At 43.0% G+C, this 26,256-nt stretch carries 22 protein-coding genes; 7 read left to right on the forward strand and 15 right to left on the reverse strand.

Annotated features, from left to right (window positions below):
• Window positions 1-2 precede the first annotated feature (2 nt).
• Both IGI94_RS11465 and pepA read right to left on the reverse strand, forming a co-directional pair.
• Window positions 3-323, reverse strand: coding sequence for a thioredoxin family protein (locus IGI94_RS11465; protein WP_016613643.1), 321 nt, complete (start codon window positions 321-323; stop codon window positions 3-5).
• A 133-nt stretch (window positions 324-456) separates the two neighbouring features.
• Window positions 457-1,533 (reverse strand): glutamyl aminopeptidase, encoded by a 1,077-nt coding sequence (pepA, locus tag IGI94_RS11470; RefSeq protein WP_034870266.1) that lies wholly within the window; start codon window positions 1,531-1,533, stop codon window positions 457-459.
• Window positions 1,534-1,825: 292 nt separating this feature from the next.
• Between pepA and IGI94_RS11475 the strand changes: the two genes are divergently transcribed.
• On the forward strand, window positions 1,826-2,170 hold the full coding sequence (locus tag IGI94_RS11475; protein WP_115232055.1) for a hypothetical protein: 345 nt from the start codon (window positions 1,826-1,828) through the stop codon (window positions 2,168-2,170).
• 60 nt (window positions 2,171-2,230) lie between these two features.
• On the opposite strand, the gene IGI94_RS11480 is transcribed toward IGI94_RS11475, so the two are convergent.
• From IGI94_RS11480 to IGI94_RS11490, 3 genes are all read right to left on the reverse strand, one after another.
• The gene (locus IGI94_RS11480; RefSeq protein WP_087627107.1) at window positions 2,231-3,265 is read right to left on the reverse strand and encodes a hypothetical protein; all 1,035 of its coding nucleotides are present in this window, start codon (window positions 3,263-3,265) and stop codon (window positions 2,231-2,233) included.
• 77 nt (window positions 3,266-3,342) lie between these two features.
• Window positions 3,343-3,744, reverse strand: coding sequence for an Ohr family peroxiredoxin (locus IGI94_RS11485; RefSeq protein WP_005225423.1), 402 nt, complete (start codon window positions 3,742-3,744; stop codon window positions 3,343-3,345).
• 184 nt (window positions 3,745-3,928) lie between these two features.
• Complete coding sequence (locus IGI94_RS11490; RefSeq protein ID WP_005225422.1) at window positions 3,929-4,177, reverse strand: GlsB/YeaQ/YmgE family stress response membrane protein; 249 nt, start codon at window positions 4,175-4,177, stop codon at window positions 3,929-3,931.
• A 406-nt stretch (window positions 4,178-4,583) separates the two neighbouring features.
• Here IGI94_RS11490 and IGI94_RS11495 point away from each other — a divergent pair, with 406 nt between their 5' ends.
• The 3 genes from IGI94_RS11495 (at window position 4,584) to IGI94_RS11505 (ending at window position 7,649) form a co-directional block, all read left to right on the forward strand.
• Window positions 4,584-5,843: an ABC transporter substrate-binding protein gene (locus tag IGI94_RS11495; protein WP_087627106.1), complete on the forward strand. Its 1,260-nt coding sequence runs from the start codon at window positions 4,584-4,586 to the stop codon at window positions 5,841-5,843.
• 92 nt (window positions 5,844-5,935) lie between these two features.
• The gene (locus tag IGI94_RS11500) at window positions 5,936-6,808 is read left to right on the forward strand and encodes a carbohydrate ABC transporter permease (protein WP_016610005.1); all 873 of its coding nucleotides are present in this window, start codon (window positions 5,936-5,938) and stop codon (window positions 6,806-6,808) included.
• A complete protein-coding gene (locus tag IGI94_RS11505) occupies window positions 6,798-7,649 on the forward strand; it encodes a carbohydrate ABC transporter permease (protein WP_010747711.1) in 852 nt (283 codons plus the stop codon). Before IGI94_RS11500 ends, IGI94_RS11505 begins: the two co-directional genes overlap by 11 nt.
• A gap of 72 nt (window positions 7,650-7,721) precedes the next feature.
• On the opposite strand, the gene IGI94_RS11510 is transcribed toward IGI94_RS11505, so the two are convergent.
• Window positions 7,722-8,663 (reverse strand): magnesium transporter CorA family protein, encoded by a 942-nt coding sequence (locus IGI94_RS11510; RefSeq protein ID WP_115232053.1) that lies wholly within the window; start codon window positions 8,661-8,663, stop codon window positions 7,722-7,724.
• Window positions 8,664-8,849: 186 nt separating this feature from the next.
• On the opposite strand from IGI94_RS11510, the gene IGI94_RS11515 reads away from it, so the two are divergent.
• Window positions 8,850-9,677, forward strand: a complete 828-nt coding sequence (locus tag IGI94_RS11515; protein WP_005225417.1) for a manganese catalase family protein — start codon at window positions 8,850-8,852, stop codon at window positions 9,675-9,677.
• 135 nt (window positions 9,678-9,812) lie between these two features.
• Window positions 9,813-10,652, forward strand: a complete 840-nt coding sequence (locus IGI94_RS11520; RefSeq protein ID WP_074534944.1) for an aldo/keto reductase — start codon at window positions 9,813-9,815, stop codon at window positions 10,650-10,652.
• Window positions 10,653-11,001: 349 nt separating this feature from the next.
• On the opposite strand, the gene IGI94_RS11525 is transcribed toward IGI94_RS11520, so the two are convergent.
• The 9 genes from IGI94_RS11525 to IGI94_RS11565 form a co-directional block, all read right to left on the reverse strand.
• Window positions 11,002-12,531: a hypothetical protein gene (locus IGI94_RS11525; RefSeq protein WP_438899790.1), complete on the reverse strand. Its 1,530-nt coding sequence runs from the start codon at window positions 12,529-12,531 to the stop codon at window positions 11,002-11,004.
• Between the two features lie 67 nt (window positions 12,532-12,598).
• Window positions 12,599-14,131: a hypothetical protein gene (locus IGI94_RS11530; RefSeq protein ID WP_438899791.1), complete on the reverse strand. Its 1,533-nt coding sequence runs from the start codon at window positions 14,129-14,131 to the stop codon at window positions 12,599-12,601.
• A gap of 188 nt (window positions 14,132-14,319) precedes the next feature.
• Complete coding sequence (locus IGI94_RS11535) at window positions 14,320-15,846, reverse strand: hypothetical protein (protein ID WP_438899792.1); 1,527 nt, start codon at window positions 15,844-15,846, stop codon at window positions 14,320-14,322.
• Between the two features lie 136 nt (window positions 15,847-15,982).
• A complete protein-coding gene (locus tag IGI94_RS11540) occupies window positions 15,983-20,140 on the reverse strand; it encodes a S8 family serine peptidase (RefSeq protein ID WP_438899793.1) in 4,158 nt (1,385 codons plus the stop codon).
• A 400-nt stretch (window positions 20,141-20,540) separates the two neighbouring features.
• Complete coding sequence (locus tag IGI94_RS11545) at window positions 20,541-21,278, reverse strand: SIS domain-containing protein (protein ID WP_438899794.1); 738 nt, start codon at window positions 21,276-21,278, stop codon at window positions 20,541-20,543.
• Window positions 21,279-22,529 (reverse strand): PTS ascorbate transporter subunit IIC, encoded by a 1,251-nt coding sequence (locus IGI94_RS11550; RefSeq protein WP_005234555.1) that lies wholly within the window; start codon window positions 22,527-22,529, stop codon window positions 21,279-21,281.
• 2 nt (window positions 22,530-22,531) lie between these two features.
• Entirely contained in the window at window positions 22,532-22,813 is a 282-nt protein-coding gene (locus tag IGI94_RS11555) for a PTS sugar transporter subunit IIB (protein ID WP_005225413.1), read from the reverse strand.
• Window positions 22,814-22,825: 12 nt separating this feature from the next.
• Window positions 22,826-23,254: a PTS sugar transporter subunit IIA gene (locus IGI94_RS11560; RefSeq protein ID WP_270276159.1), complete on the reverse strand. Its 429-nt coding sequence runs from the start codon at window positions 23,252-23,254 to the stop codon at window positions 22,826-22,828.
• Window positions 23,251-24,891, reverse strand: a complete 1,641-nt coding sequence (locus IGI94_RS11565) for a BglG family transcription antiterminator (protein ID WP_008379149.1) — start codon at window positions 24,889-24,891, stop codon at window positions 23,251-23,253. The genes IGI94_RS11560 and IGI94_RS11565 overlap by 4 nt, the downstream gene beginning before the upstream one ends.
• A 201-nt stretch (window positions 24,892-25,092) precedes the next feature.
• Here IGI94_RS11565 and ypfJ point away from each other — a divergent pair, with 201 nt between their 5' ends.
• Window positions 25,093-25,983, forward strand: coding sequence for a KPN_02809 family neutral zinc metallopeptidase (ypfJ, locus tag IGI94_RS11570; RefSeq protein WP_016613658.1), 891 nt, complete (start codon window positions 25,093-25,095; stop codon window positions 25,981-25,983).
• The last annotated feature ends 273 nt before the right edge of the window (window positions 25,984-26,256 follow it).

Genomic DNA, 26,256 nt, shown 5'->3' on the forward strand with positions numbered 1-26,256 from the left:
TCCTATGCTGATTGTACGCTGGTTAAAAAGGCTTCGATCTCTTCTTTGGTTTTGCGATCCTTGTTGACTAACCGTCCCAGCTCCTTGCCGTCTTCGATAACGACGAGGCTAGGAATACCAAAAATGTTCCATTCAACCGCTACATCCATGTATTCATCACGGTCGACTTCGACAAATTGAAGATCTGGAAAGTCCGCTTCGATCTCAGGCAATTGCGGTTTGATGTATCGACAATCGCCACACCAATCGGCGGTAAAAAAGAAGACATTTTTGCCTTTCTCCACATATGTTGCTAACTCTGCTAAATCTTTTGGAATAATCAAATGCTCACCACTTTCTTTTCTTTCAGTATACACCTTTCTTTCAGGGACTACCAACTGACATGCTGATCTTGCAAAGCCCTGCAGAAAAAAAGAGACAACGGATGGCTGTCTCTTTGCTTTCGTTCGTTCTCGCTTATTGTCCTGCCAAGATCGTATCAACAGTTGAACGATCCAAACCTTTCAAGACTTGAATCACCATTTCCCGTGCCGCTTCATAATCAGCGATACTGAATAGGGTTTGGTGGGTGTGGATGTAACGTCCAGGAACACCGATGACTGAACTTGGGATCCCTTCATTTGCCATGTGTGCCGCACCAGCGTCGGTACCACCTTTTGAAACAAAGTATTGGTACGGAATGTTGTTGGTTTCTGCTGTGTCCAACAAGAATTCTTTCATCCGTGGCAACATGATCATGCCTGGATCATAGATTCGCATCAAAGTCCCGGCTCCTAGATGACCAAAGGTACCATTTTTGGTGACTGTGTCATCTGCTGGCGAGCAATCTACTGCAAAGAACAAGTCTGGTTTGAATTTTGTCACAGACGGACGAGAACCCCGTAAGCCGACTTCTTCTTGAACGTTGGCACCAGCAATCAGCGTATGGCCTAACGTTTCCTCTTTCAAGGCTTCAAGCGCTTCTAATACGACCGCACAGCCGTAACGGTTGTCCCAAGCTTTCGAGATGATGTTTTTTCCATTGGCTGTTTTGATGGTTTCCACTTGTGGGACGATCGTATCGCCAGGACGTACGCCAAAGCTTTCTGCTTCTTCTTTTGATTCAAAACCAGCATCAAACAAAATATCTGTCACTTCGACATTTTTTTGACCGCTACTTCCTCGCAACAAATGTGGCGGTACTGAAGAAGAAACACATGGATAATCGCCTTTTGCTGTTTTCAATGTAAAGCGTTGAGCAGAAACCACATAAGGGTTCCATCCGCCCAAAGGAGTGACTTTGAATAAGCCGCGATCGGTGATCGTCGTCAATAAGAAACCAACTTCATCCATGTGAGCAGCTACCATCACTCGTGGTGCATCTGCTTCTTGGTGGTGACGCAAACCGAAGATGCCGCCTAAGCCGTCTTGTTGGATCTCGTCCACCAAGGGGGTCATCGCTTCACGCATATACGCCCGCACGTCGTGTTCAAACCCGCTGGTTCCTTGTAACTCCGTTAGTTCTTTGATGCGTTGAAATGTTTTTTCTTCCATGATCATTCGAGAAACACGTATCGGTTGTTTGCTGCCCTAAAGAAACAAAGCTGCTTTTTTTGAAAAAGCAACGCTTGCTGTTGCTGTGTTTTCCAGCAATTTTTGGGTGAAACAACGGATGTGCTCTCTTCCTCCTTATTCCTACTGATATTCTTTATTATAGCGCAAATTTCTATTGTTGGTTATTTTTCTTATAGAATATTTCTAAACTATGGTAAACTATTGTTAAGAGAACCTGTGCTTTCACCGAGATCAAAACATTCGGGAAAACTTACTTTAGGAGGGACATTAGATGGAGAATGATCATCCATTGCATTATTTTAAAAATGGACTGACCATCGGTTTAGGTCTTGGCTTTGCAGGAGGGATTTTTTCAACGATCTGGTTGAAGAAAAGGCAAGCCATGAATGCCGATGATGTCTTAGACAATATAAAAGCGGCGTTTATCAAAGAAGGACCGATCGAAGGTTCTTGGATCAATTTCGAAAAACAACCTTTGCGCAAATTTGCGATCACTTCCCAAGGCTATACTGGCGGCATCACCCGCACCGAAGACGGGCAGCTTGTCACCTATGAATTTTTGGCAGATGCTCATACAGGTACCGTCTTAGATATCCAACGAGCAATCGTGGAATAATCACTGCACTTACGACCAGCTTCTTAAGAGGCTGGTCTTTTTTCTTTTTAAGCAGTGCTTTTACTGGAGCAAGGTCGCAAGGTCCAATACCACGACTTCATCAATGCTGCCGCCTTTTTGCCGATACGCCCATGCCCCACTTTCAAACAAGCAGTACAGCTGCCCTTTTTCTACCACGATCTGTTCAAGGTAATGGGGAAACTTGATGCGCCGCAACGCATGTTTGCGGGTCAGCACCGTTGCATCCTTTAAAAAGACCCATAACTCCGCCGACCCTGGTCCAAATGAACGTGCCAGCAACATATATTCAGTGGTAAAGGCGATACTTTGGACTTTCGTGGTGGTGACCCTTCTCTTACGCGGCTTGATGCGAGGAGACGCTTTGCGACCGCTGTCTGAAAGAACAGGCAGCGGATAATTCGCCACCACGCCCCCTTGTTTCAAGGCAAAGGTCCCTGAGACAAGTTCACCGCTATCGGCTGCCAAATAGGAGCTGTGAGTGATGCCTGCCAATTCGATGACTTGCTGATAAGCGATAGGCTGATTGGTTGCCAAGGAATCATCTTCCAGCAGTGCTTGTAGAGAAACACACGCCACGCGCCCCATTCCTTTCCCTGTAATGGTTAGCCACAGCATTTGCGTTGCTCGATCAAAGACTAGGCCACCGACATGGGGTCGCTTTGGCAGAACCACCGTTTTCAGATGCCGCCCGCTCGTTCTTTCTATTATATAAAGCTGTGAGTGATGTTCCTGCTGCGAACAATACGCTGAGATGATCAAATAGTCCTCTGAAACGGCCAACCCTTGTGGGGTCATTGCCTGACATTGATCTGCATGCTTGTGCAGCCTCGTTTCTGCTTTCGCCGTTGCTGTCGTTGCCACTGCGGCAGTGGCTTCTTTTAAACCGGGAGCCAAAAGGACTGCTTCCCTCTTTGCCCCGGCTGCCAGCCACGCTTGCCGCACGTTGGGATAACGCTTCAGTTGAGCTGCCAGTGCTTGGTTGTGGCGCGCCTGTCGGTGCTTTTTTAGCCAGTACACCACAAAAAGGCCAACCACAAACACGCCCAAAAGCAGCAAGCTCTCTGTTTGTCTCATTGATTGGCCTCCTTGATGAATTCCCTCTTGTCGGCTGATTTTTCAGCCGCTTATTGTTTGTCTATTCGTAATACTGCTTAGACTACTTGAACTTCGACATCAATGTTGCCGCGAGTGGCCCGAGAATACGGACAAAAATCGTGGGCTTCTTCTGCGATTTTCTCTGCCTCGGCTTTTTCAACGCCTGGTAACGATACTTCTAAAATCACGCCGATTTGGTAACTACCGTCCTCATGCTGATACAAAGACACTCTTGCTTTAACTTCGGATTCGGATTCGATGTTATGCTCTTTCAGCATATGCTGTACGGCACCGTTGAAGCATGAAGCATAGCCTGCGGCAAATAATTGCTCTGGATTGGTCCCTTCACTATGAAGACCCGGCTTGTCGATTTTCAGGTGAAAACTACCGTTTGGTGCTTCAACCTCTCCGACACGTCCGCCTCGATTGATCATCGCTGTTTCATATTGCTTTTTCATTGAACCTCTTCCTTTCTTTTTTTGACCTACTTCAAGTGTAACGACAATTTTCTAATCTGACAAAAGGATTGCTTATGCTTCCTTAAAAAATACAAAAAAGGCAAACCCAGAAACTCTGGATTTGCCTGTCTATTCGAGGTAATTGCTACCCGAAATAAATGAATGTAAAAAATTGCTGAATGGACTAGCCGTTTGAACGTCCTAAGAAGAATGAAACAACAGCAACTACAATAACCGCACCAATAATTGATGGGACGATTGCCATTCCAGCAAGTGATGGACCCCAAGAACCTAAGATCGCTTGTCCAATAGCTGAACCTACTAAACCTGCAACGATGTTGGCGATCCAACCCATTGATCCACCTTTATTTGTGATAGCTCCGGCGATCAAACCGATAATAGCTCCTACGATTAATACCCATAACCAATGCATATTTTTCTCCTTCTTTCTTTTAAGTAGTTATTACACATATTATGTTACGCTTAATCCCCGTTTTAGACAAAAGATTTGCACTCAATTTGCAAAAAAAAATTTCAAACCTTGTTATATTAACGTTTATCAGCACTTCCTAATTATCGTTGTAAGAGCTTTAATTCGTTTTTTTTAGTATTGGTGCATTTTTTGAAATCGTTTTATTTTGTATTTTGCATCTTATCCGCTAAACTGAGGGAGAACCACTCTTATTTTGTCAGATAATTGGCACTTTTCACTCCTCAATCAGTCCTAGGACTGCTATCTTTTCAGTACTTCAGCTATTTTTCATTGGGGGACGTTTCGATCGTTTTCGATTGGAAACGTTTTTTTGAACAAAAATCATTCAATTAAGGAGAGGAACAAAATGAACAAAAAAATAGGGTATTCAATTTTGTCTTTGGCGGCAGTGATGTTAGGGGTCGCTGGCTGCGGCAGTGGTGACAGTGCCAGCGAGAACAAGCAGATTCGTATGTTCGTTTCTGGAGATACCAGTGAAGGCGGCGCTTATTCGAAAATGGCGGAAAAATACAAGGAAGAAACTGGTGTGACTGTCGAAGTCACCGACGTGCCTTATGCGGACTTGCTGACAAAGATCACCAAAGCTGTTCAAGCGGATGATGCGCCAGAAGTCGTGCGGGTTTCTACTGTTCAACCTGACTGGAATGACTATCTGATGGATCTATCAGACATCGCCAGTGAGGCAAAAACATTGGAATCGATGACGATCAAAGATGAAGCAGATGTCGTCAAAGCACTTCCTTCTGATGTCACTGCCACTGGGTTGTTTATCAATACGGATTTGTTTGACGAAGCTGGTGTGACCTACCCCACTTCGGAAGAGGACATTTGGACTTGGGATGAATTTTTAACTGCGATCAATGAAGTCGTTGAAAAAACCGATGCCAAATACGGCATGGTCATGGACGCGTCGGATCACCGTTTACGGGCTTTCACCTATCAATACGGGGGACAAGATTTCTTTTTAGATGACAGCGGTGATTCTTACACGACCGATGATGCTACGAAAGCGGCTTTGCAAAAATTTGTTGATTTGAACAATGACGAAGTAATGCCAAAATCGGTTTGGACCTCTGGAGAAGATGCTTCTGCTATGTTCAAGAGCGGCCGTGTTCCAGCTTACTTTTCTGGCAGCTGGCAGATCGTTGATTTTTCTACCAACATCAGCAACTTTAACTGGCAATCCACCTATTCTCCTTATGAAGAGACCCGCGCGGTCAATATGGGCGGCAACTTCATCACTGGCTTCAACAATAGTAAAAACAGTGAAGAAGGCGAAAAATTCATCAAATGGTTGTACGAAGAAGAAAATTACAAACAGCTTTGTACCTATGCTGGTTACTTACCTGCGGTGGAAGATTTGACGGTCGACTATGAACAAGGCCAGGATGCTTATGAAATCTACAACCAAGAGATCGCAGCCGCTGCTCAACCAATCAGCAGCAAGCAAACTACCGATCAAGTGACGATGAGTATGAAAGGCTACACTGGATTGACAGGGGCTTACCGTGATGCCATCGTGCAAGTATTAAATGATGAAATTACATTAGATGAGGCAATCGACAAGACGATCAAGGATTACAATGATGGGTTTTTGAAGAAATAAACAGACGTTCAACCACAAAGAACCCATAGTCTGACTTTTTGCAGACTGCGGGTTCTTTGTTGCTGATACGATCGTCGGAGGAGGAATTTTCTGTGAGTACTTTACAAAAAAACAAATGGCCGTTGCTATTCACTGGCGCAAGCATCATTTTGTTCATTATCTTCTTTTTGATTCCAGCACTCTTAGGACTTTATTACTCGTTAACCGACTATAAAGGCTTTGCGACAGCCAATTTTATCGGCTTGGCGAATTATCAAGAATTGTTTCAAGACGCCAGCTTCTATAAAGCACTATTTCGTACATTTCGTTATGTGATCATTCTGGTCCCAAGTATCTATGTCGTTTCTCTCGCCGTCGCTTTGATGTTGAACAGTCAGCTGGCGAAAGGCAAATTTTTCGCAAAGATCATTTTTTTCTTACCATGGACCATCTCTGGGATCATCGCTGGGGTTATCTGGAAATGGCTGTTTGGTGAAAACTTTGGCTTTATCAACTTTATTCTAGAGCAAGCAGGACAACCAACTGTCCCGTGGTTTACCGACTCGAATGCTGCCTTTTCTGTTATTATTTTGGCTGCCATCTGGGGCGGGACTGCCTTTAACATGCTGCAATTTACTGCAGCTTTGAAAAATATCCCCCGCTCGTTGTATGAAGCTGCCGAGATCGACGGCGCCAGCTTTGGGCATAAATTACGCTACATCACCTTGCCTATGCTGCGACCGACTTCCTTTATGGTCATCTTATTGGCTTCGATCGGCGCCATGAAAGAGTTCGCCCTCGTGCAATCGCTGACCAATGGTGGTCCAGGAACCGACAACATGTTGATCGTGCAATATATCTATACGACTGGGTTTGACAAAATGCGGGTCGGCTATGCCAGTGCTGCCTCCATGGTACTTTTCGTGATTCTTTTACTGTTAGGCTTAGCACAAATGAAGATTGGAGGCGGCAAGAATGACATCTAAGACCATCAAAACCAAACGACCTGTCACAAGAAAGTCAGCGATGTTTTTTTTAACGCTGGCACTGATCATCACTTCCCTGCTGTACCTTTTTCCACTACTTTGGTTCTTATTAAGTGCCTTTAAACCAGGAACTGAACTATTTGCTTATCCCTTGAAAATCATTCCTGAAAATCCAACCATCCAAAACTTTATTGATGCTTGGACGACATTGGATTTCTTTCGTTACTTCAATAATACGTTGATTTCAGCGGTCGTCACCACTTTATTGACGATCCTAGTCAGCGCCGCCTGTGGCTATGCCTTTGCAAAATACGATGCCAAATGGCTGCGTTTTTTCTTCATCTGTATCATCGCCACCACCATGCTGCCGACGGAAGTTATTATGAATCCGACGTTTTCCGTCATTCGTTCGCTGGGCTTATATGATAACTTGTTGGGGATCATCATTCCTTCCATCAATACAGCAACCGGTATCTTTATGTTCCGAACCTTTTTCGTCTCCGTCCCTGACGACTTGATTGAATCAGCCCGCATCGATGGCGCTTCGGATGGGATGATCTTTTTGAAAATCATGCTGCCGATTGCCCGACCAATCATTATGACATTGGGGATCTTCTCCTTTCAGTGGCGGTGGAATGATTATATCTGGCCCTTGATCGTCTTGAATGATCCGAAAAAATACACCTTGCAAGTGGCGATCCGGAGCTTGGTGGGCGCGGAAAATATCAATTGGACGATTTTGATCGCTGCCTCAGTAATTTCCATTTTGCCTTTGCTGCTGGTCTTCCTCGCCTTTCAGCGCTGGATTCTCGACAGCAATTTAGACAGCGGACTAAAATAAAAAAAGTGCCGACTGCTTCGTCACACCTTTCTCCTTTTATGGATGAATGGTGCAACAGAGCAGCGGCACTTTTTATTTTGAAAAGTCTTTTCGTGACAAGTAGACGGCAGTTAAAATGCCGACTAAAATAGCCAAGCCAAAGACAATGATCGTACCGATCGCATTGTCTTTTCCTGGCAGTCCTCCGGTGTTGATCCCCCATAGCCCCGCGATCAAGGACGGCACAGCCACCACTAATGCCGCAGAATCTAAGTATTTCATCAGATGGTTTAGATTGTTGTCCATCATATCGGAGAACAAGCCACCGATGGTTTCTAACAAGTCGCGATAGATAGTGACCATTTTCATGGCAAATTTCTGCCGCAGCTTGATGTCATAAACGAGTGCTTCATTATCCAAACGATCCAAAAATTCTTTGCGATCCATCAATCGATCGACAGTATGGTTTTGGTCCCGCAAGGTGTGATCAAGATAGACCATGTCTCGTTCAGTATCGGCTAAATTGAACAATTCCTTGTTTTCCGTCGTTTTACGAGCTGCTTGATCCAAATCATCGATTTGCTTCTTCATTTCCTGCAGACCTTTGATGTAATGGGTGTAGATCATCAACGTCGAATAGGCAACAATATCTTCATACCGCTGGATATCTTGCTCATGCTTTTCGATCAATCGTTTGATCAGATTGGATTGTTCAGATACGTAGGTGATCAACAGATCCTTGGTGTAGATAAAAGTCACAGGCTCAAGTCGGTCTTCGATCCGATCCTCAGTCGCTTCCGATAAATCGATCAAGGTATAAAGAATCGGATGATGAAACTTGGTATTACGGAGGTATTCCAACCGTGACACTTCTTCTGGATCGTTCGCTCCCATAAAAATATCTTCGGGCAGTTGATACTTATTTAACAAGTGTCGTTGTTCCTCTGGATCTGTGCCAGAAACCACTAGCCAATTGTAATCCTCCTCCGAAGATTTGCTTATTTTTCGGTCTTCCATTTTGTAATACTGAAACATGGTGACTCGCTCCTTTTCTAATTCTCTCTTAATTTAACTATCTAACGCTTACGGCTTTTTGTCAAAATAAATGGCTTTTCTTTTCGATGCTTTTTTCATTCGGGAGAAAGTGCATTTTGTTAGACGAACGTTTCGATTCATGAGAAACTTTTTATGGGCCCAATAAAAAATTTTAGGAGGAATCGTATGTTTCGTCATCAGAAAGAATTACAGTTTGAAGCTAAGCCAGAAAAACCAAATCCGTTAGTTGCGAAATACCTTCAAGAATTAATCGGTGGACAATATGGAGAGATGAGTGTTGCCATGCAATACTTATTCCAAGGATGGAGCTGCCGTGGGGAAGAAAAATACAAAGACATGTTAATGGATATCGCTACTGAAGAGCTTGGACACGTTGAAATGTTAGCAACGATGGTTGCACGTCTACTGGAAGGTGCACCTGTGGAAGATCAAGAAGCGGCTATGAAAAAAGACCCAACGATCGGTGCGATCATTTCTGGAATGAATCCGCAACATGCCATCGTTGCAGGCTTAGGACCACGTCCTGCTGATAGCGTCGGCAATCCATGGTCAGGTGCGTATATCATTGCTAGTGGCAACTTACTTGCTGATTTTCGTGCCAACTTAAATGCGGAATCACAAGGTCGTCTGCAAGTAGCACGCATCTATGAAATGATCGATGACCGTGGGGTCAAAGACTTACTTTCGGTCTTATTAGCGCGTGATAGCTACCACCAAAATCTCTGGGCAGCTGCCGTGAAAGAATTGGAAGAAAACGAAGGCTCGATTTTAGTGCCGACTACCTTTGACCGCAAAAACGAACGCTTAGATATCGCTTATGATTTCTATAACTTCTCAGAAGGCGACCAAAGTAAAGAAGGCTCTTGGGCGAAAGGCAAAGCCCTTGATGGTGAAGGCGAATACCAATGGCTAGACGAACCAAAAGTCGAAGGAAAAGCGCCAAAACTCGATCAAGTCACACCAAAAATGTATGGCACACCGCCTGAAAAATAATTTGATCAAAAAGAGCAATTGTTTCTGAAACAGAAACCGTTGCTCTTTTTTCTTTGTCTGTTTGAGCAAGTTGGTTACGTTCCTGTCAAAAAAGCGTTAGAGTAGAATGTAGAGAAGAAAAGGAGGAATCATTTTATGAAAGCACCTTTACTGACATTAAACGACGGCAATTTACGCCCCGCAGTGGGCATCGGTACCTATCAGATCCGTGGTGGCGAAGGATTGAGCCAGCTGCAAGCAGCGATCGCCGACGGGTATCGCTTGATCGATTCTTCAACCAATTATGACAATGAAGGCATTGTCGGCAAAGCGATCCGTCGCTCTGGTATCCCACGTTCAGAATTTTATATCACCTCAAAATTACCAGGAAAATACCATGGCTATGATGATGCCTTAACCAGCATTCAAGAATCCCTTGCTCGCATGGGGCTCGACTACTTCGATGCCTTTTTGATCCACTGGCCATTACCAAAACGCGGCAAATATGTCGAAGCTTGGCAAGCCTTAGTGACCGCCCAGAAATTAGGTTTGATCCGTTCCATCGGCGTTTCCAATTTCGAGCCAGAACATTTGGATGCCATCATTGAAGCAACTGGTGTGACCCCTGCACTAAATCAAATTGAGATCCATCCTTACTGGGTTCAAGAACGAATGGTTGCAGAGAACAAAAAACGCGGCATCGTAACGGAAGCTTGGAGCCCATTAGGCCGCGGCAGCGATGCCCTGAAAGAACCACTGATCACTGAATTAGCTGAGAAATACCAAAAATCAGCTGGTCAAATCATCTTGCGCTGGCATGTGGAACGTGGCATTTTGCCCCTTCCAAAATCAAGAAACCTCGCCCATCAACGAGAAAATCTTGCGATCTTCGACTTTGAACTGACTGAAGATGAAATCAATCAAATCAATCAGTTAAACAAAGCAGACGGCCGTATCGATGGTCAAGACCCAAATGAGTATGAAGAATTTGAATAAACAATTTCAACTGAAAAAAACACCATAGCTATCTCTTGGCAGACAAAACCTCTCAAAAATCAGCGACCAGCTGCTTTTGAGAGGTTTTTTATGTAACCAAGGCTCCAGTGGTTAGCTTTGCCTGAATCAAAGTCGTACGATAAAATATTCTTTTTGGCAGAAATTCCCTTGCTAGCAGTTCGATTTTCTTAAAGGTGACAAGCGTCAGCTAGGCGTTCATCACAGCTTTTAATCGAATGTCGGTTTCTCGAAAGAAGGTTGTCCTTCACTGTTTCGACACTTAAAGACAACAACGTTTCTCCGTTTTCCTTCAGCTTGAAAGGAATTTCCACATGCCCATCAGTGAACGTTACCCCCAAAACTCGTGTTTCTTGCGAGGAGGTCTTTTTCGGTAAATGAAGATGGCGAAATTCAGAATGCCACAAAATAGACTGGCGCCTCCTAGTAGTTTCACGATAGTCGGCAGCCCTCTTAAGCCCATATCTGCCATTGAAGAAACTGTGCCATTTTCATTAATCCTTCCCCAAAATTGGTATATTTGTTGTTCTAAGTGATTTAATCGCCTATCAAGAGGTTTTCTTTCGTATTCAGGAATTGTGGCATAACGTGGTGTTTTTATGTCTGCCAATATAGCTAAACGTGCTTCTGCAAAAATGTTGGGGTGCTCTGCCAATAGTTTTTGGGCTTTTTTTATCAATTCTCTAGGTGTCCCATCAGCAACCTTTACGCGGAAAAGAGAATAACTAGAAGGATTTCTTTCCAATCGAATCCCATCTATTGCTGTAATTGTTTCATCAATCTTATTTTCTATCAGTTTTTTACTAAGGTAAGTCTCTGGAAACGTTTCAGCATTCAAAAAAGATGTTTCTTCATGCAATTGAAAGCTCAACACATTGTTTTGATACCTTCTCAAAAACAATCCAGGAACAAAACCAACTCGCACCATTTCAGGTTTTAACTCAAAGGAGCGGTTGACAGGTTCTTCCTCACTAGGCAATAAATCTGATGTGGCTAAAGCTATCTCTTGGATCTTTCCATCAGCGATAAATCCATAGGATTCTGAGATTGACTTCTGTATAATCCTTTCAAGCTCTTCATAAGAAGTTCCCTTCAAACGAATTGTTGCAAAATCATTTTTATCTGGACCGGATAGAAGTTCACCACCAAAATATGAAAGTTCATAAAGTAATTTGTCTAAAACCGTTTCATGGTTTGACCCGAATTCTCGATTAAAGCGCTCCCTATCCAGTTGAAAATGGAGCCGATTGTTAATGAAGGTCACTTCTTCACCGGAATACTCTTCCGTCGTTACATCAGCGATAGTCGGCAACGGCGGCTCGGGATTTTCCAATAACCAAAATGACTGCTCTATGGGATAATAAGTCCTTTTGTTACTGCTATCGACGGCGACCAATTCAAATTTACTTTCCTGTTGATCAGCAGAAAGAAAAAGCCTCGCCTCACCAAATGTTCGCTCCGTGACTTTGGGCTCCCCCATCGCTCTTTGATACAAATGCCGATCGTATTCGCCGTTCACACTAACATAGACTTCTTCCAGCATTTGCCCCGCACTTGGTGTCACTGCATAAATCAGTTCTAAAAAGGAAATCATTAATTCTGAATCGGGAAGTTCCGTGACGATTTCCAGCAATGGTTCAGTGAGTGGCTCTGTGGGTTCTGGGGTATTCCTTTCGCTGTTGAAGATGTCGGCTAAGACGCCTTGAGACTGGCCGGTTGGTCCTTCGGCTGCTGATACTTGCCAACTGGTCATATGATAGATGGCAAGAGCAAAGAAACACAGACTAAAGATTTTATAGATGGGAAAGATATTTTCAAAAAATTTCTCTTCGGTTGAATTTATTTGCGCAGCGACTTGCATTCACTTTGCTCCTTTCTTCTTTGGAGGTAACAGAATTCTATTAGAATTTAAGAATGGCCAACGAGAATCAGTTTTTACCTGATTGTCTATTCCTTTTCCGTCTTTCTGCCCTTTGACAAGCAAAAAGTTCAAATATAAACACAATAAAGCCGATAGAACCAAATCCTATCACCAACGCCATGCTGACAGTCACGCCGTGCCAACCCATACTCGTTAACGACGAAACTGTGCCATTCGGGTTGATGATTGCCCAGATAGGATAGTTCCGTTCTTCAAAGGTGCTCATAACACGCCATCGTCGTTTGTATTCGTCTGTGGTACCATAACCATAAATATTTTGCCTTCCTCTGATTATTACATACCCTTTTGAAAAGACTTCGGGATAATTCGTCAGTAGTTGCTGCCCTTTCTTCACTAAATTCCTTGGTGTATTTCCTCCTACAGCTATTTGCACATAAGGATAAGAAAGTCGATTTTCTTCTAAACGAATGCCGTCAATCGCTGCAACAGCTTCGTCGATTTTTTCATTTATCAGTTTCTTACTGAGATAAGTTTCAGGAAACGACTCGGGATTTAAAAAAATGGTTTCTTCATGCAGCTTGAAACCTACCACGTTGTCCTGATACCTTCGGAAAAACAAGCCCGGTACCCAGCCGATTTTTAACATATGACGTTTAAACTCAACCGAGCGATCGATGGGTGCTGCTGTTTTGGGTAACTGGTCCGCCTCAGCTAAAGTCATCTCTTCAATTTCTCCATCGGTAACAATACCAGAAGTAAATGTTTCTAAATCACGAAAGAATCTATTAAGCTCTCTATAAGGAGTTTGCTTTAACTGAATCGTTACTCTCTCATTCTTGTCTGGTCCAGCAATCAACGCCATGTCATAATAAGAAAGTTCATCCAACAGCTGATCTAAACTCGTTTCGCCGTTTTGCTCGTTTATTCCTGTAAGTATCTCGTCATTATATTGGAGATGGAGACGATTATGTACAAAAGCTATCTTTCCTTCATAACGGTCAAGTATTGATATGTCGGCAATAGTCGGCAACGGCGGTTCGGGATTTTCCGATAACCAAAATGACTGCTCTATGGGATAATAAGTCCTTTTGTTACTGCTATCGACAGCGACTAATTCAAATCGGCTCGCCTGTTCATCGGCAGAAAGAAAGAGACGAGCTTCACCGAATGTTCGCTCCATGACCTTCGGCTCCCCTATCGCTCTTTGATACAAATGCCGATCATATTCACCGTTCACATTGACATAGACTTCTTTCAGCATTTCCCCTTCACTTGGTGTCACTGCATAAATCAATTCAAAAAAGGGAATCATTAGTTCTGAATCGGGTAGCTCTGTGACGATTTCCAGCAATGGTTCAGTGAGCGGCTCTGTGGGCTCTGGGCTATTCCTTTCGCTGTTGAGGATGTCGGCTAAGATGCCTTTGGACTGGTCGGTTGGTACTTCGACTGCTGATACTTGTATGCTTGTAAAGTGATAAGTGGCAAGAGTAAAGAAGAGCAGGTAGCAGATTTTCAAGTGGCGAAAGAGTTCCCTAAAGACTCTCTCGACGATTGATGCCGCATAATCAATGAATTGCATCTATTTAACTCCCTTCTTTTATTGATTTGAGATACGCACCACATCGTATGCTGTATCAGATTCTAATTTGTTACACATTTGGAACCAAAAGGTTTACACAAAAACATTCTCTACCTTATAGAAATAAATCATTGCCTTTGAAGCCTGCCTTCGTAATGAAAGGAGATTCATTTGTCCTTCAACGAATTTCAACCCCAAAATTCATGTTTCTTGCGAGGAGGTCTTTTTCGGTAAATGAAGATGACGAAACTCAGAATGCCACAAAATAGACCGGCGCCTCCTAGTAGTTTCACGATAGTCGGCAACCCTCTTAAGCCCATTTTGTATATGGATGATACTGTGCCATTCCTATTGATGGTCGCCCAGATAGGATAGTTCCGTTCTTCAAAGGTGCTCATAACACGCCATCGTCGTAGATAGACATCTGGCACACTATGAAGTTTTTGACTTTCTCTGATTATTACATACCCTTTTGAAAAGACTTCGGGATAATCAGTTAGTAGTTGTTGCCCTTTTTTCACTAAATTCCTTGGGGTATTTCCTGCAACGCCTACTTCCACATAAGGATAGGAAGGTCGATTTTCTTCTAAACGAACGCCGTCAATCACTGCAACAACTTCATCGATTTTTTCGTTTATCGTTGTCTTACTGAGATAAGTTTCAGGAAACGACTCAGGATTTAAAAATGTCGTTTCTTCATACAGCTTGAATCTTACCGCATTGTCTTGGTACCTTCGGAAAAACAAACCTGGTACCCAGCCAATTTTTAACATCTCTGGTTTGAATTCTACAGAACGATTGACAGGTTCCTCTGTTTTTGGGAGATGCTCAGCCGCTGCTAAATCGATTTCCTCTTTCCTCCCATTGGCAATCACATCACGTGTGAAAAGTCTCAAATCAGAAATAAGCCTGCCCAGTTCCTCGTACGAGGTTTGCTTCAACTGGACCACTACTCGATCATTTCTGTCTGGTCCAGCAATCAGCTCCATATCGTAGTAGGAAAATTCATCAAGAACAAGGTCAAGCATCGTTTCGAACCCTCCCTCATTTTCTCGCGAAAAACTCTCACCATTCAATTGGAGATGGAGACGATTATTAATATAGGTCACTTCTTCCCCATAATAATCTTCCGTCGTTACATCAGCGATAGTCGGTAACGGCGGTTTAGGATTTTCGGACAACCAAAATGACTGCTCAATAAAATAGCTACTGACAGCACCACCACTATCGACGGCGACCAATTCAAAGTAACTTTCCTTTTGGTCGCTAGAGAGAAAGAGTCGTGCCTCACCGAATGTTCGCTCCGTGACCTTGGGTTCCCCTATCGCTCTTTGATACAGATGCCGATCGTATTCGCCGTTCACATTGACATAGACTTCTTTCAGCATTTCCCCCGCACTTGGTGTTACCGCATAAATCAATTCTAAAAAAGGAACCATCAATTCTGAATTCGGAAGTTCCGTGACGATTTCCAGCAATGGTTCAGTGAGCGGAACTGTGGGTTCTGTAGTATTCCTTTCGCTGTTAAGGATGGCGGCTAAGGTGCCTTCTATCTGAATTGAATCAGCATCTGAAACCTCGGCTGCTTTTACAGGTAAAACTAAAAAGTGACAGATGGTGAAACAGATAAATAAAATACAAAGAATGGTACATAATGAATCTGCTCTATCAGCCTCTTTCTTACTCATTGCGGTTATGCGTTTATCTGATTGCATTCAATTCACTCCTTACATCTAAGGTTTTGGAAGTTTATGAAAAATGTTCATCAAATGATTATTTTTTCATTAGTTAAACATCAACTAATTGACAACCATTTGATGAACAACAAATTCAGATTCCTTGAAAAGAACTCTATGCTACTAAACGTTCAGACTCCACATTGGTCGTCTGAAGATTTTGAGCAATAGTATCTGAAAGTTCGATTTGCAGCTTTTGGATATCTTCGTCAAATAGTTCGTAACGAATTTTTTCAAAAATTTCTGCTAATTGTTGGAAGTTAGAGATATGGAAGAATTCACCATCTGTTTCTTTTGCAATATTTTCAAGAAAGCGTTGATTTAGATTATTCCCCACCCCTATAGAAAAGATTGTTACATCGTTTTCTTTAGCCTGTTGGATCAATTCTGCCTCTGGGGGACCTGAAATATTATTGTGTCCATCTGTAAGAACAACCATTACTTTTTTTGCGTTTTTTCGTCCATACTGTTCAAATTCTTGGTTACCTTGCGCAATTGCTTGGTTTAATGCAGTACTACCGCCAACTTGCCTAGGAAGCCGCTCAGCTGCAAGTAAAGGATTTAAAAATGAGAAATGTCGATTTACTCTAGAATTAAAGGTAAACAAGCTAATCCGATCGTCACTCGTAAAAGCATCTTCATTTAAAAATAATGCCTGTACTTCATTAGTCATCTGCCTAAAATTATTCGCGCTGATACTGCCAGAATCATCTAATAAAAAGACAGTGTCAATTCCTACATAAGAAGATTCATGGAGGAAAATTAGCCCTACATTCGTTTCTTGACTGCCAGCAGTAGTTGAAAGATTATTGATTCTGGCAGCTGCATGCCATGGGTAGTGCACTGTTATTCGGTAATCATGACCGGGCGTTTGATTGTGGAATCGAAACTCTCCCCCTTGATCTGTCCATGTTCGTTCTAATAGTTCATTATTCTGATACAAATGAACACGAGCATTTTCGACCATATGACCATTAGATTCTAGACAAACTTTTCCACGAATGAGAACCGTATCAATATCTGGATTTACTCCACGAGCTTGACTTAGTGCAGCATGAGCATCTACTTGATAGTATGTTAGTTTAGGAAGATCTGCTCTAGTTTCTTTAACCTCTGTGCCAGACCTTTTTGCAGATTGGGTGATGACCTCTTTAACTTGTGCACTCGAAAGTCCTGGATTTTCCGACCATACTAGAGCAGCTAGACCAGCTACATGAGGTGCTGCCATGGAAGTACCGTTTTTTTTAACATATAAGTCTTTGCTAACCGATGAAGCACTTTTTATATCATGCCCTGGAGCAACAACATCTATAATCGTTCCATAATTTGAATTGCTCCACATTTCAACTTGATTGTTCCTATTCATTGTTGCTCCGACTGTTATAATACGTTCTCTGAGCTTGTGTCCCTCTCCAATATTTGAAAAAGATTGGTTGAACTTAGCATCAATTGCCCTATTCCCAGCAGAATGAACGACAATGAACTCATATTGAGCACTAACTAAGTTTTGTGTGGTTCTTATGAAAGGGTTTAGAAAACTATTTTGATACATCAGTCGATCCACTTCTTTTCCCCCACCAAGACTCACGTTTACAACTTGGGCACCATTTACGACATTCCAGTTTAGTCCTCTTGTTTGTGCAAAATTACTAGTTGTAAGTCTTTCAACCTCTGACTTACTACCATCCTCGTCGTCATTTTTTACTAAACCTATCCTATCAAACGAATTATAACTAAGAAGATTCTGCCGTGAAATATTAATCAGTCCACTGACTCCTAGTTGATTATCTTGAATGGCTCCGATCGTTCCTATAACATGCGTACCATGATCGGCTGTAAATAGATCCGTCTTTATTTTAGCGTTTGGATCATTTTCAATATTTCCAGCTGGTATTTGTAGATCCTCGTGCTCCCCCCATACACCATCATCGATAATCCCTACTTTGACATTCTCCCTTTCATGTGTGCCAAATAACGCCCATGCTTCGGGTAAATTAATCGCACGTAGCCCCCATTCACCGTTATTCCACCATGGATCGTCAGGAAAATATTCCTTATTGCTCATTGTTTCCACAGGGGTGACTTCGTTGAATGATGCATCATCTAATGTATCAAGATTGCCATCTTCAAAGACTTCTGGGAAATTTTCTATCACATTTTCAATCATTTCAATCAGCTCTTCTGCCGTACTTTCTTTCACTTGAACAGTAAGCTGACCGAGCCAATCAGGTTCGATCAATAAAGTGGCATCGATGGAAGCAAGTGCTTCTTCAATCATCTCTGGCGTTACATTTTTTCTTTCCTCAACGGTAGCTCCTGTAAGCCATAACTGGAAGCGATTATTCACAAAGGTGCGTTCATCTTCCCAAAAGAACTCCGTACTAATTTCTTCTGGTTTTGGTGAATCTGGAACAGGATGTTCCACCACTTTCACAGGTTGATCAACTTTATAACTTCCTTTCACACCACTACTATCAAAAGCCACGACCTCAATATGATTTTCTCCTTGTATCGGTCGGAAAAAGACTCTCCCTGTACCCAACTCACCCTTGGGCGTAATACCATTCCCGCCTTTCAGATACAAATAACTATCAAAATTACCGTTGATTTTCACATAGACTTCTATAATCTCATTGCCTATTGTTGGGGTTGCTGTATACTCAATGTCAATGAATGGGACAGTGACTTCTCCTTCTGGAAACGCCGTATGAACAATGATCATGGGTTCTTCGATCTCCTTTGGAATGTCAGGTTCTTTATAGGAAAATTGAAATACCGGATAGCCCTTATCAATGATCCAAGTGTCATCAAAGTCCCACCCATCAAATGTCCCTGACTGTGAAAATTCTTGCGTATCTTTTCCTTGAGGTCTAGCACCACTCGTTTGCTCGCCGCCTGCATTACTTAAATTTTGTGCGATACCAGCTATTTGCTGATCAAAATAATTCGTCCCTGCATATTGTTGCCGTGTGCCAAGATGTTGACCGGCAAAAGCACCGGCACGCTCTTGATTTCTTTCATCCGTATGGATCGTATTCGCTGCATAGCTGTTTTCAATGATCGCTGAATCATAGAATGTACCAACAAAACCACCTAGTTCGGTCGTTCCAGTCACTGCTCCTCGTGCGTAAGAATTACTTACAGAGGCCGAGTTATACAACGCTCCGACAAAGCCCCCTGTATAGCGCACAGCCTCGACAGAACCATAAGCCGCAGATTGGTCAACCGTTGAACGATCGTAAATGACTCCAGCAAAGCCGCCATTGTAGGACCCTTTGCCGATTACTTTCGCATGTGTCAGTGTTTGCCGCACTTCACTTCCTTCATAAATTGCCCCAAATGCCCCTCCGGCATAGGAGCCTCTTCCCTGTACGCTGCTTTCAGTATCGACAATATTTTTCGTTACTAATGTGCCATTGCTGTGCGCCTGAGCAGAGTATCCATAAGTAACCCCAGCTATCCCTCCAGCATAGGAATACGCCTCTACCTTGGCACGATTGATTGCATTATCGAATAATGAAGAGTTACGAGCAGCACCGACAAGTCCTCCGGCGTAATTGCTAACGCCATTTGTCAGGACATTGATATGTTCTACCTGATTGTTTTCCAGTCGTGTATTATCTCCAGAATAACCAATCAGCCCGCCGGCATACCCAAGCAGCGCCGTGGCTCTAACTGTATGCCCGTTGCCAATCACCTGATTGTTTTCTAAAACGGCACCATTGTTTGTTACATGCGTCGTTCGCCCTGCAATGACACCAACAGCGGAAGATCCTAGGATATCCCCACCAAGTGCAACGGTCACATTTTTGATTGTCGCTCCATTGACTGAACCAAATAAACCTAAAAAACTACTACCTGTTCGATTTATCCGCAACCCACTGATCGTATGGCCATTACCATTGAACACACCCGTAAAGTTTGGGATCGGTAGCCATCCTTGATTCGCAGTATTTGTATTAGAACGATAGTCGGATAGATCAATGTCCTTAACTAGCTTAAAATTACCGTTTAGTTCCTTACGTATTAAGGTATCTAATTCTTCTGCTGAATGAATCTCTGTATATTCGATACCATCTTCACTATTTTGCTTTTGTTCTGTAGAAGTAACGGCTTCTACCACATTGTCAGCATAACGACCAAATGGAAATAGATTAAGTACAAGGACAACGATCAGTCCGACAAGCAGATACTTATGTAGTTTCCGACTCCTTCGCTTGTCTGTTTCTTCACAATAACTTTTATCACCTAACATTCTCTTTTCTTTTTTCATATTCTTCCTCTCCTTCTTATCGAAAAATCGATACCCACTACCTACTCCATAAGCTGCTCCTTTCTAATCAACGGTTTGTAGATTTTTTATTCATTATTTGTTGTCTTGCTGTAGCTCCCAAGCTAATTATACCGAGCGGGAAGTTAAACAACAATCGTTTTTGTAGTATTTTATTCATATTTTAGCTAGTATTTTATATAATTTTATTTTTAAAGACCATTATTAAGCAAAAATACATAATTCCAGTTTAAGCCTTCTTTGCTTGAATCGCTTTTTCATCCCTATGCTCCGGCCCTTTTCTAACAAGTAAGCAAAAAAAAGACATTCTCTCGCAAGGAGAAAATGTCTTGAATGGTTTCTTTGACCGTCTTATTTCGCTAAGGAACGACTAACTCTTGACTTACAGCTGATAATGGATCGCTTCTTGGTACTTTTCAAACAGGGACTGGTTCAATTCATCCCCGCCGTCTAGGTTCGCTGAGTAAAAAATCGGCGGATAGTCGACACCGGCTTCTTTTAGTTTTTGGCAAACTTCAACGATAATCGCATTTAAGATCGTTGCGCCGACTACGGTGGATGTAGGTCCGACTTTTTGTTCGACGTCTGGAATCGTACACGCAGCATCGCCAATCTCCCCATGATTGTCGATGACGATATCCGCCGTTTCAAACAAACGCAAGCCTGATGTATGACGGCTGCTGACTGTTTTCGAATAGGTAAGGTTCGTTAATGCGATGATCTTGACCCCTTTTTCTTTGGCATGAAGCGCCATATCGATGATAACTGGATTTCGCCCAGACACCGAATGCAAGATCAGCACATCGCCTGCTGTAAAGGGCTGGGTCGCCGCCAAGGTACTACCGTAGCCTTCTAAGCGCTCCATTTTACTAGTGAAGGTGATTGGGCTGCGATCAAGCATCAGTTCTCTTCCAAAGATCGCGTTGATCGTCATCATGCCGCCTGCTCGATAATACATCTCTTCGGCTAAGATCCCAGCGTGACTAGCGCCAAAAATGTAGATGGCTTTTTTGGTCAAGTTGGCTTGCGTCAGCAATTCAATGGCTTGCTCAATCGCTGGTGCTTCTTTTTCTTCTACAATAGACAATAGTTCTTTTGCTTTTTCAAAGTATTGAAACATTTAAAACCCTCCAAACAGCTTGCCGATCAATTCACCAAGGATGCCCCATAGAGATAAATCGTTCCCACCGAAAATCAAGATCCAGTTTTGAATCGTCGTTGAGAATAACGCTGCAGAGATCCCAACGAGTGCTACCATAACGACAGAAGCTGTGATCGTACCAATAATGGCCCCTCGCAAGCCCCCTTGTCCTTCACCGATCACCGCAGCACCGCCACATTCAAAGAAGCTGGTGATGACTAAAGGAACGATCAAAATGCCAAAGACGTTGGTGGTATTGGCAATCACCACTAAAATCGTTGAGGTGATCATCGCCACGATAAAGCCGATGATTACAGCATTTGGACGGTAGTTGAACAAGATTGGCACATCAAAAGCTGGTTTTGCTCCAGGAACGACTTTTTCTGCGATCCCTTGAAAGGCGGGAATGATTTGGTTGATCAATAGACGTACCCCATACAACATGATCAATAATCCTGCACCGAAGTTCAAGCCAGCATCAACCGCAAACATCACCAAGTTGCCCCCTTCAGGAACTAATACGGGCGCAATCAAACCGATAACGATATTCATCAAAAACATCACTAACGCGCCAGTAATCGATATTTCACGGAAAAACGATAGATTTTCTGGCACTTTCAAATCTTCCGTCGATTTTTCTTTGTTTCCGACCCGTTTTGCAACAAAGCCTGAAACCAATGACAAGATCCCCGTTGGATGACCGATCAAGAATGAATCATCGCCTGTGGCATCCCACACATATTTACGCATGATCCATGGCATGAATGACCAGTAACAAGCAGATAGAACCGCCCCTAAGATCAACAGTGGGATTCCGGTAAGTCCGCCTTCAACGCCCCCAGCGACGATGACGAATGGGAACCACCACAACATGTGACCGGTGAGGAAAATCGTCTTCACAGGTGTAAAGCGAGCAATCAATAGATGAATGATCAGGCCGAAAAACATCGCTAAACCAACTGTTCCGCCGTATTCTGCCGTAAAGGTGATGTCAGAGAGTCCATCTGACACAGCAACGCCTAATTGGGTTTGAACCGCAGCATTGATCGGTGCGATCGTTCCCACCAACATGTTTACCCCAGCCGTCAATGCCACCATCCCGAAGGAAGCTGTTAAGGTTCCTTTGACGACTTCTGCGAAGGGCTTTCTTTGTACCAATAACCCAATCATGGCAATGATCCCCAATAGGACTGGCGGATTTTTTAAAATATAATCCGTGACAAAATTCATGATTATCCCTCTCTTTCAGCTAAAAATTTTTCCATTTGCTGTTTGACTTCTTCTTTATCCATATACTTTTTGATTGGATAAACGGGTGCTTTCACGGATGCTTTTAACTCATTCAATAATTCATTACTCGTAAAATAAACATCTGCTGGTGTCGCTTTTGCCGTTGATAAATCAGTATTCTCGGCAGTTGCCGTCAACCCTAACTCTTTGATCACCTTATCGATCGTCATCTTCAATACCATTGAGCTTCCTACACCAAATCCACATACTGCTAAAATTTTCATATCCTTTTCCTCCTATTGGAATAATTGACAAATTTGTTCCCGATCGCCATTTAATATCACGTTGTATTTTTCTTCATCCATAAAGATCGCCATGATCTCTTTCAAGCTTTCTAGATGGCTTTCACTATCTGCGGCGGCTAAGACAAGAAATATCCGCACCGGTTTGCCCTCAAGATCGATGGGCTGTTTCGTTACTAAAAGGCTCATACTTTGCTCCAAAACCCCTTCTCCAGGACGGGCATGCATCAGCGCAAAGTAATCCGCCAACACCATGTAAGGACCATTTTCTTCCACGCTCTGAATCATCGCTTCAATATATTCTGACGTGATCAGCGCTTCATCGAGCAAGGGCTGACTGGCTAATTTTACGGCTGAGCGCCAATCTGCCACTGTCTCATCCGTCTGTATATGCTTCTCAGGCAAAGAATCCTTCACTTTCATTCTGATTTAACCTCCAACATTTTTGATAGGAACCATTCTTTGTTTTCGATTCCTTGCATGATCAATTTCATCATTGGTTCCACCTTTTGCGTCTCATCCTCTCGGATCATCAATAAAATAATGATGTCGGCTTTTTGGTTGCCCCATTCTACTGGCTGATCCAAAAGCAGGATCGAGATCGCTGTTTTTTCGACATAATTCGGATTGCCATGAGGGATGGCAAAGCCATTATCTAAATAGGTTGATTGTAGCTGCTCTCTTTCAATGACGGATTGCTGAAACTGCGCTTTTCGTTTTTCATCACTAAAAGGGGTTTGTTCGATCAAAAAATTGATGGCTTCTGTTTTACTGGCAAATCGCTCGAAAAAGACGGTTGGCTGGATCATCGATTGGGCTTGAAGAAGTAAACCATTTTGATCGACCACCGCCTCATTATCGATGACTAAATCGATGTAGTGATTCATGATCCGCTTCATGTCGCGATTGGTCACCATAGGCGAGATCCGCACCACAGGTTTTTGAATCCCTACGAGATCGATGGTTGAAATAATAAAATCGATCGCCGAGATGTCCATCTGCTTTAATTTTTCTACTGAAACGGTTTCGATACTGTCGATTTCAGGCAGAATGCGACGAATTTTCGCAGAGACAAATGAGCTAGTGCCGACACCATTGGGACAGACAAAAATGATTTTGTTCATGCGGCGCATTCGCTCGATTGCTGCTTGAAAATGGATCGTGACAAATCCGATCTCATCATCAGAGATCCCCACTTGATACGCTTTCAAGAAATCATGAAGCGAGAACCAGACCACGCCATACAAGGCAGGATAGTTTTGTTTGATTTCTTCTAACAAAGGGTTGATGACTGTGGTTTGCGCTTCGATCCGCAGCAGTAATTGATACAGATGGATCGTCACATCTTCTTCCAAACGATTGTCTTGGGTCAAGTCGGTGCCTAAGCCTTCGCTGATCTTTTGAATCAAGTTACGCACTTTTCCCCGAAACACGAAAGGAACTTTTTCACTTTTCATAAAAAATTTCAAGCCGCTACCTACAATTAGGTAGGTTAGATATTGCACTTCTTTTGGTGAAAATTGATAAATGTGTTGTTCTTCGATTTCTTTCAGTAGCTCATAGACTAACGGATATTTGTCGAACTCCAAAAACAGCTTCCCCACTTGGCGGTTTTCTTCAATCACTAAGTTTTCCGCATGACTCGCCCGCTCGATCAGCAGCACGATGGAAAGGACGATACTTTGAATATAGCTGTCGGGCATTTCTACTTGTTTTTCCACTAACGCTCGACGAAAGGCCTGATTTACTTCCTGGTATTTCTCAGGTTCCACCAACAAGGAAAACGCCGCTGGTTGATCCAGCATCATTAAGCAAAAGCGTTTGAGCACTCGATGGATCTGGGATTCACTTCCTTCAAAAAATGTACCTGAATTATCAAATCTCAGACGTAAGCTTTCTTTTTGAAACAGCTCTTTTAAATAAGAAATATCTTTGGCAATACTGCTGCGGGAAACGAAATAATCCTCTGCTAACTGCTGATAGCTGAGGTGCTCGCCAGCAATCAACCGTTTAAAAATCAAAATCCTTCGTTCCGATGTCCCCGAATAATTCATTTTCATACGCTCACCCTCTACATCTATTTTATTGCTACTGTACCAAATTAGAAGGCTAATTGTTAGATTAAAGAATGATTAAAAGGAGTGTACACTTTGATTTTTAAGGCTCCTGAAGGCATTTTATAACAATTTCAAGGCGCTTTTTTTCACAATCTGCCGCCTTTCTCTTATAATTAAGCTAGGATTTATATAGGAGGAGATAACATGAAATGGCGTGGGGGTAGACAAAGCAGCAATGTCGATGATCGAACGGGGCGATCATCTGGCTCAGGTGGGATGTTGGCTGCTGGTGGCGGGATCGGTACGGTGATCATCGCTGTTTTATTTTTCCTGTTTAGCGGTGGTGATTTAAATTCGCTGCCGGATGTCTTGGGTGGCAGCGGACAAGCTGCCAATTACCAGACAGAAAATGTGGGCACCAGTGAGTACACGGAAGAAAAAGAGTTTTCCGCAGTCGTATTCGGCTATTTAGAAGATTACTGGCAAGACGTTTTTCAAGAGCGTCAAGAAACCTATCAAGACCCAACACTCGTATTATTTACGGGAAGTGTCCAGTCGGCATGCGGCTATGCCACGTCACAGGTTGGTCCGTTTTATTGCCCAGCAGATGAGAATGTGTACCTTGATCTGAGTTTTGCCAATGAGCTTTCTGATAAATATGGCGCAAGTGGCGACTTTGCAATGGCCTATGTCATCGCCCATGAAGTCGGTCATCATGTGCAAAATGAGCTGGGGATCACCCAACAATTGGAAAAAATCCGCCAGCAAGTTTCAGAGAAGGAATACAATCAGTACAGCGTTCGCTTGGAGTTGCAAGCTGACTACTTAGCTGGTACCTTTGCGAAATATTTGCAAGGCGAAACCTATCAAGGACAGCCGATTTTAGAAGCTGGCGATATTCAAGAAGCGATCACGGCTGCCAATGCCATCGGGGATGATACGCTGCAAAAAGAATACCAAGGCTATGTTGTTCCAGATAGTTTTACGCACGGCACATCGCAGCAGCGCGTGGACTGGTTTAACCGTGGCTATCGTTATGGTGACTTAGCACATGGCGACACCTTTAATGTCGATAGCCTTGATTTGAGCAAGTAGCTTCAACTAAAAAAACACTCCGTAACAGCATGAAACGCATGCTGCTTCGGAGTGTTTTTAGGTTCTGGGTGTCCCTTCAAGCCTTTTGGTGAAGGGGCACTTTAGGCTTTCTTAACTTTCGCAACGATTTTTTCGCAAAAACGTGCCTGCTTCGTCATACTTTTTTCACATTTCGAGACTATTATATAAGCATACCAACAAACAACCCTAACACTTTTTCATTTTTACTCCTTTGCCTGTCAGTCCCCGCTGACAGGCTCTTTTTTGTCTTTT

This window comes from Enterococcus sp. AZ149 (genome assembly GCF_051714285.1).
GTDB lineage: Bacteria > Bacillota > Bacilli > Lactobacillales > Enterococcaceae > Enterococcus_D > Enterococcus_D entomosocium.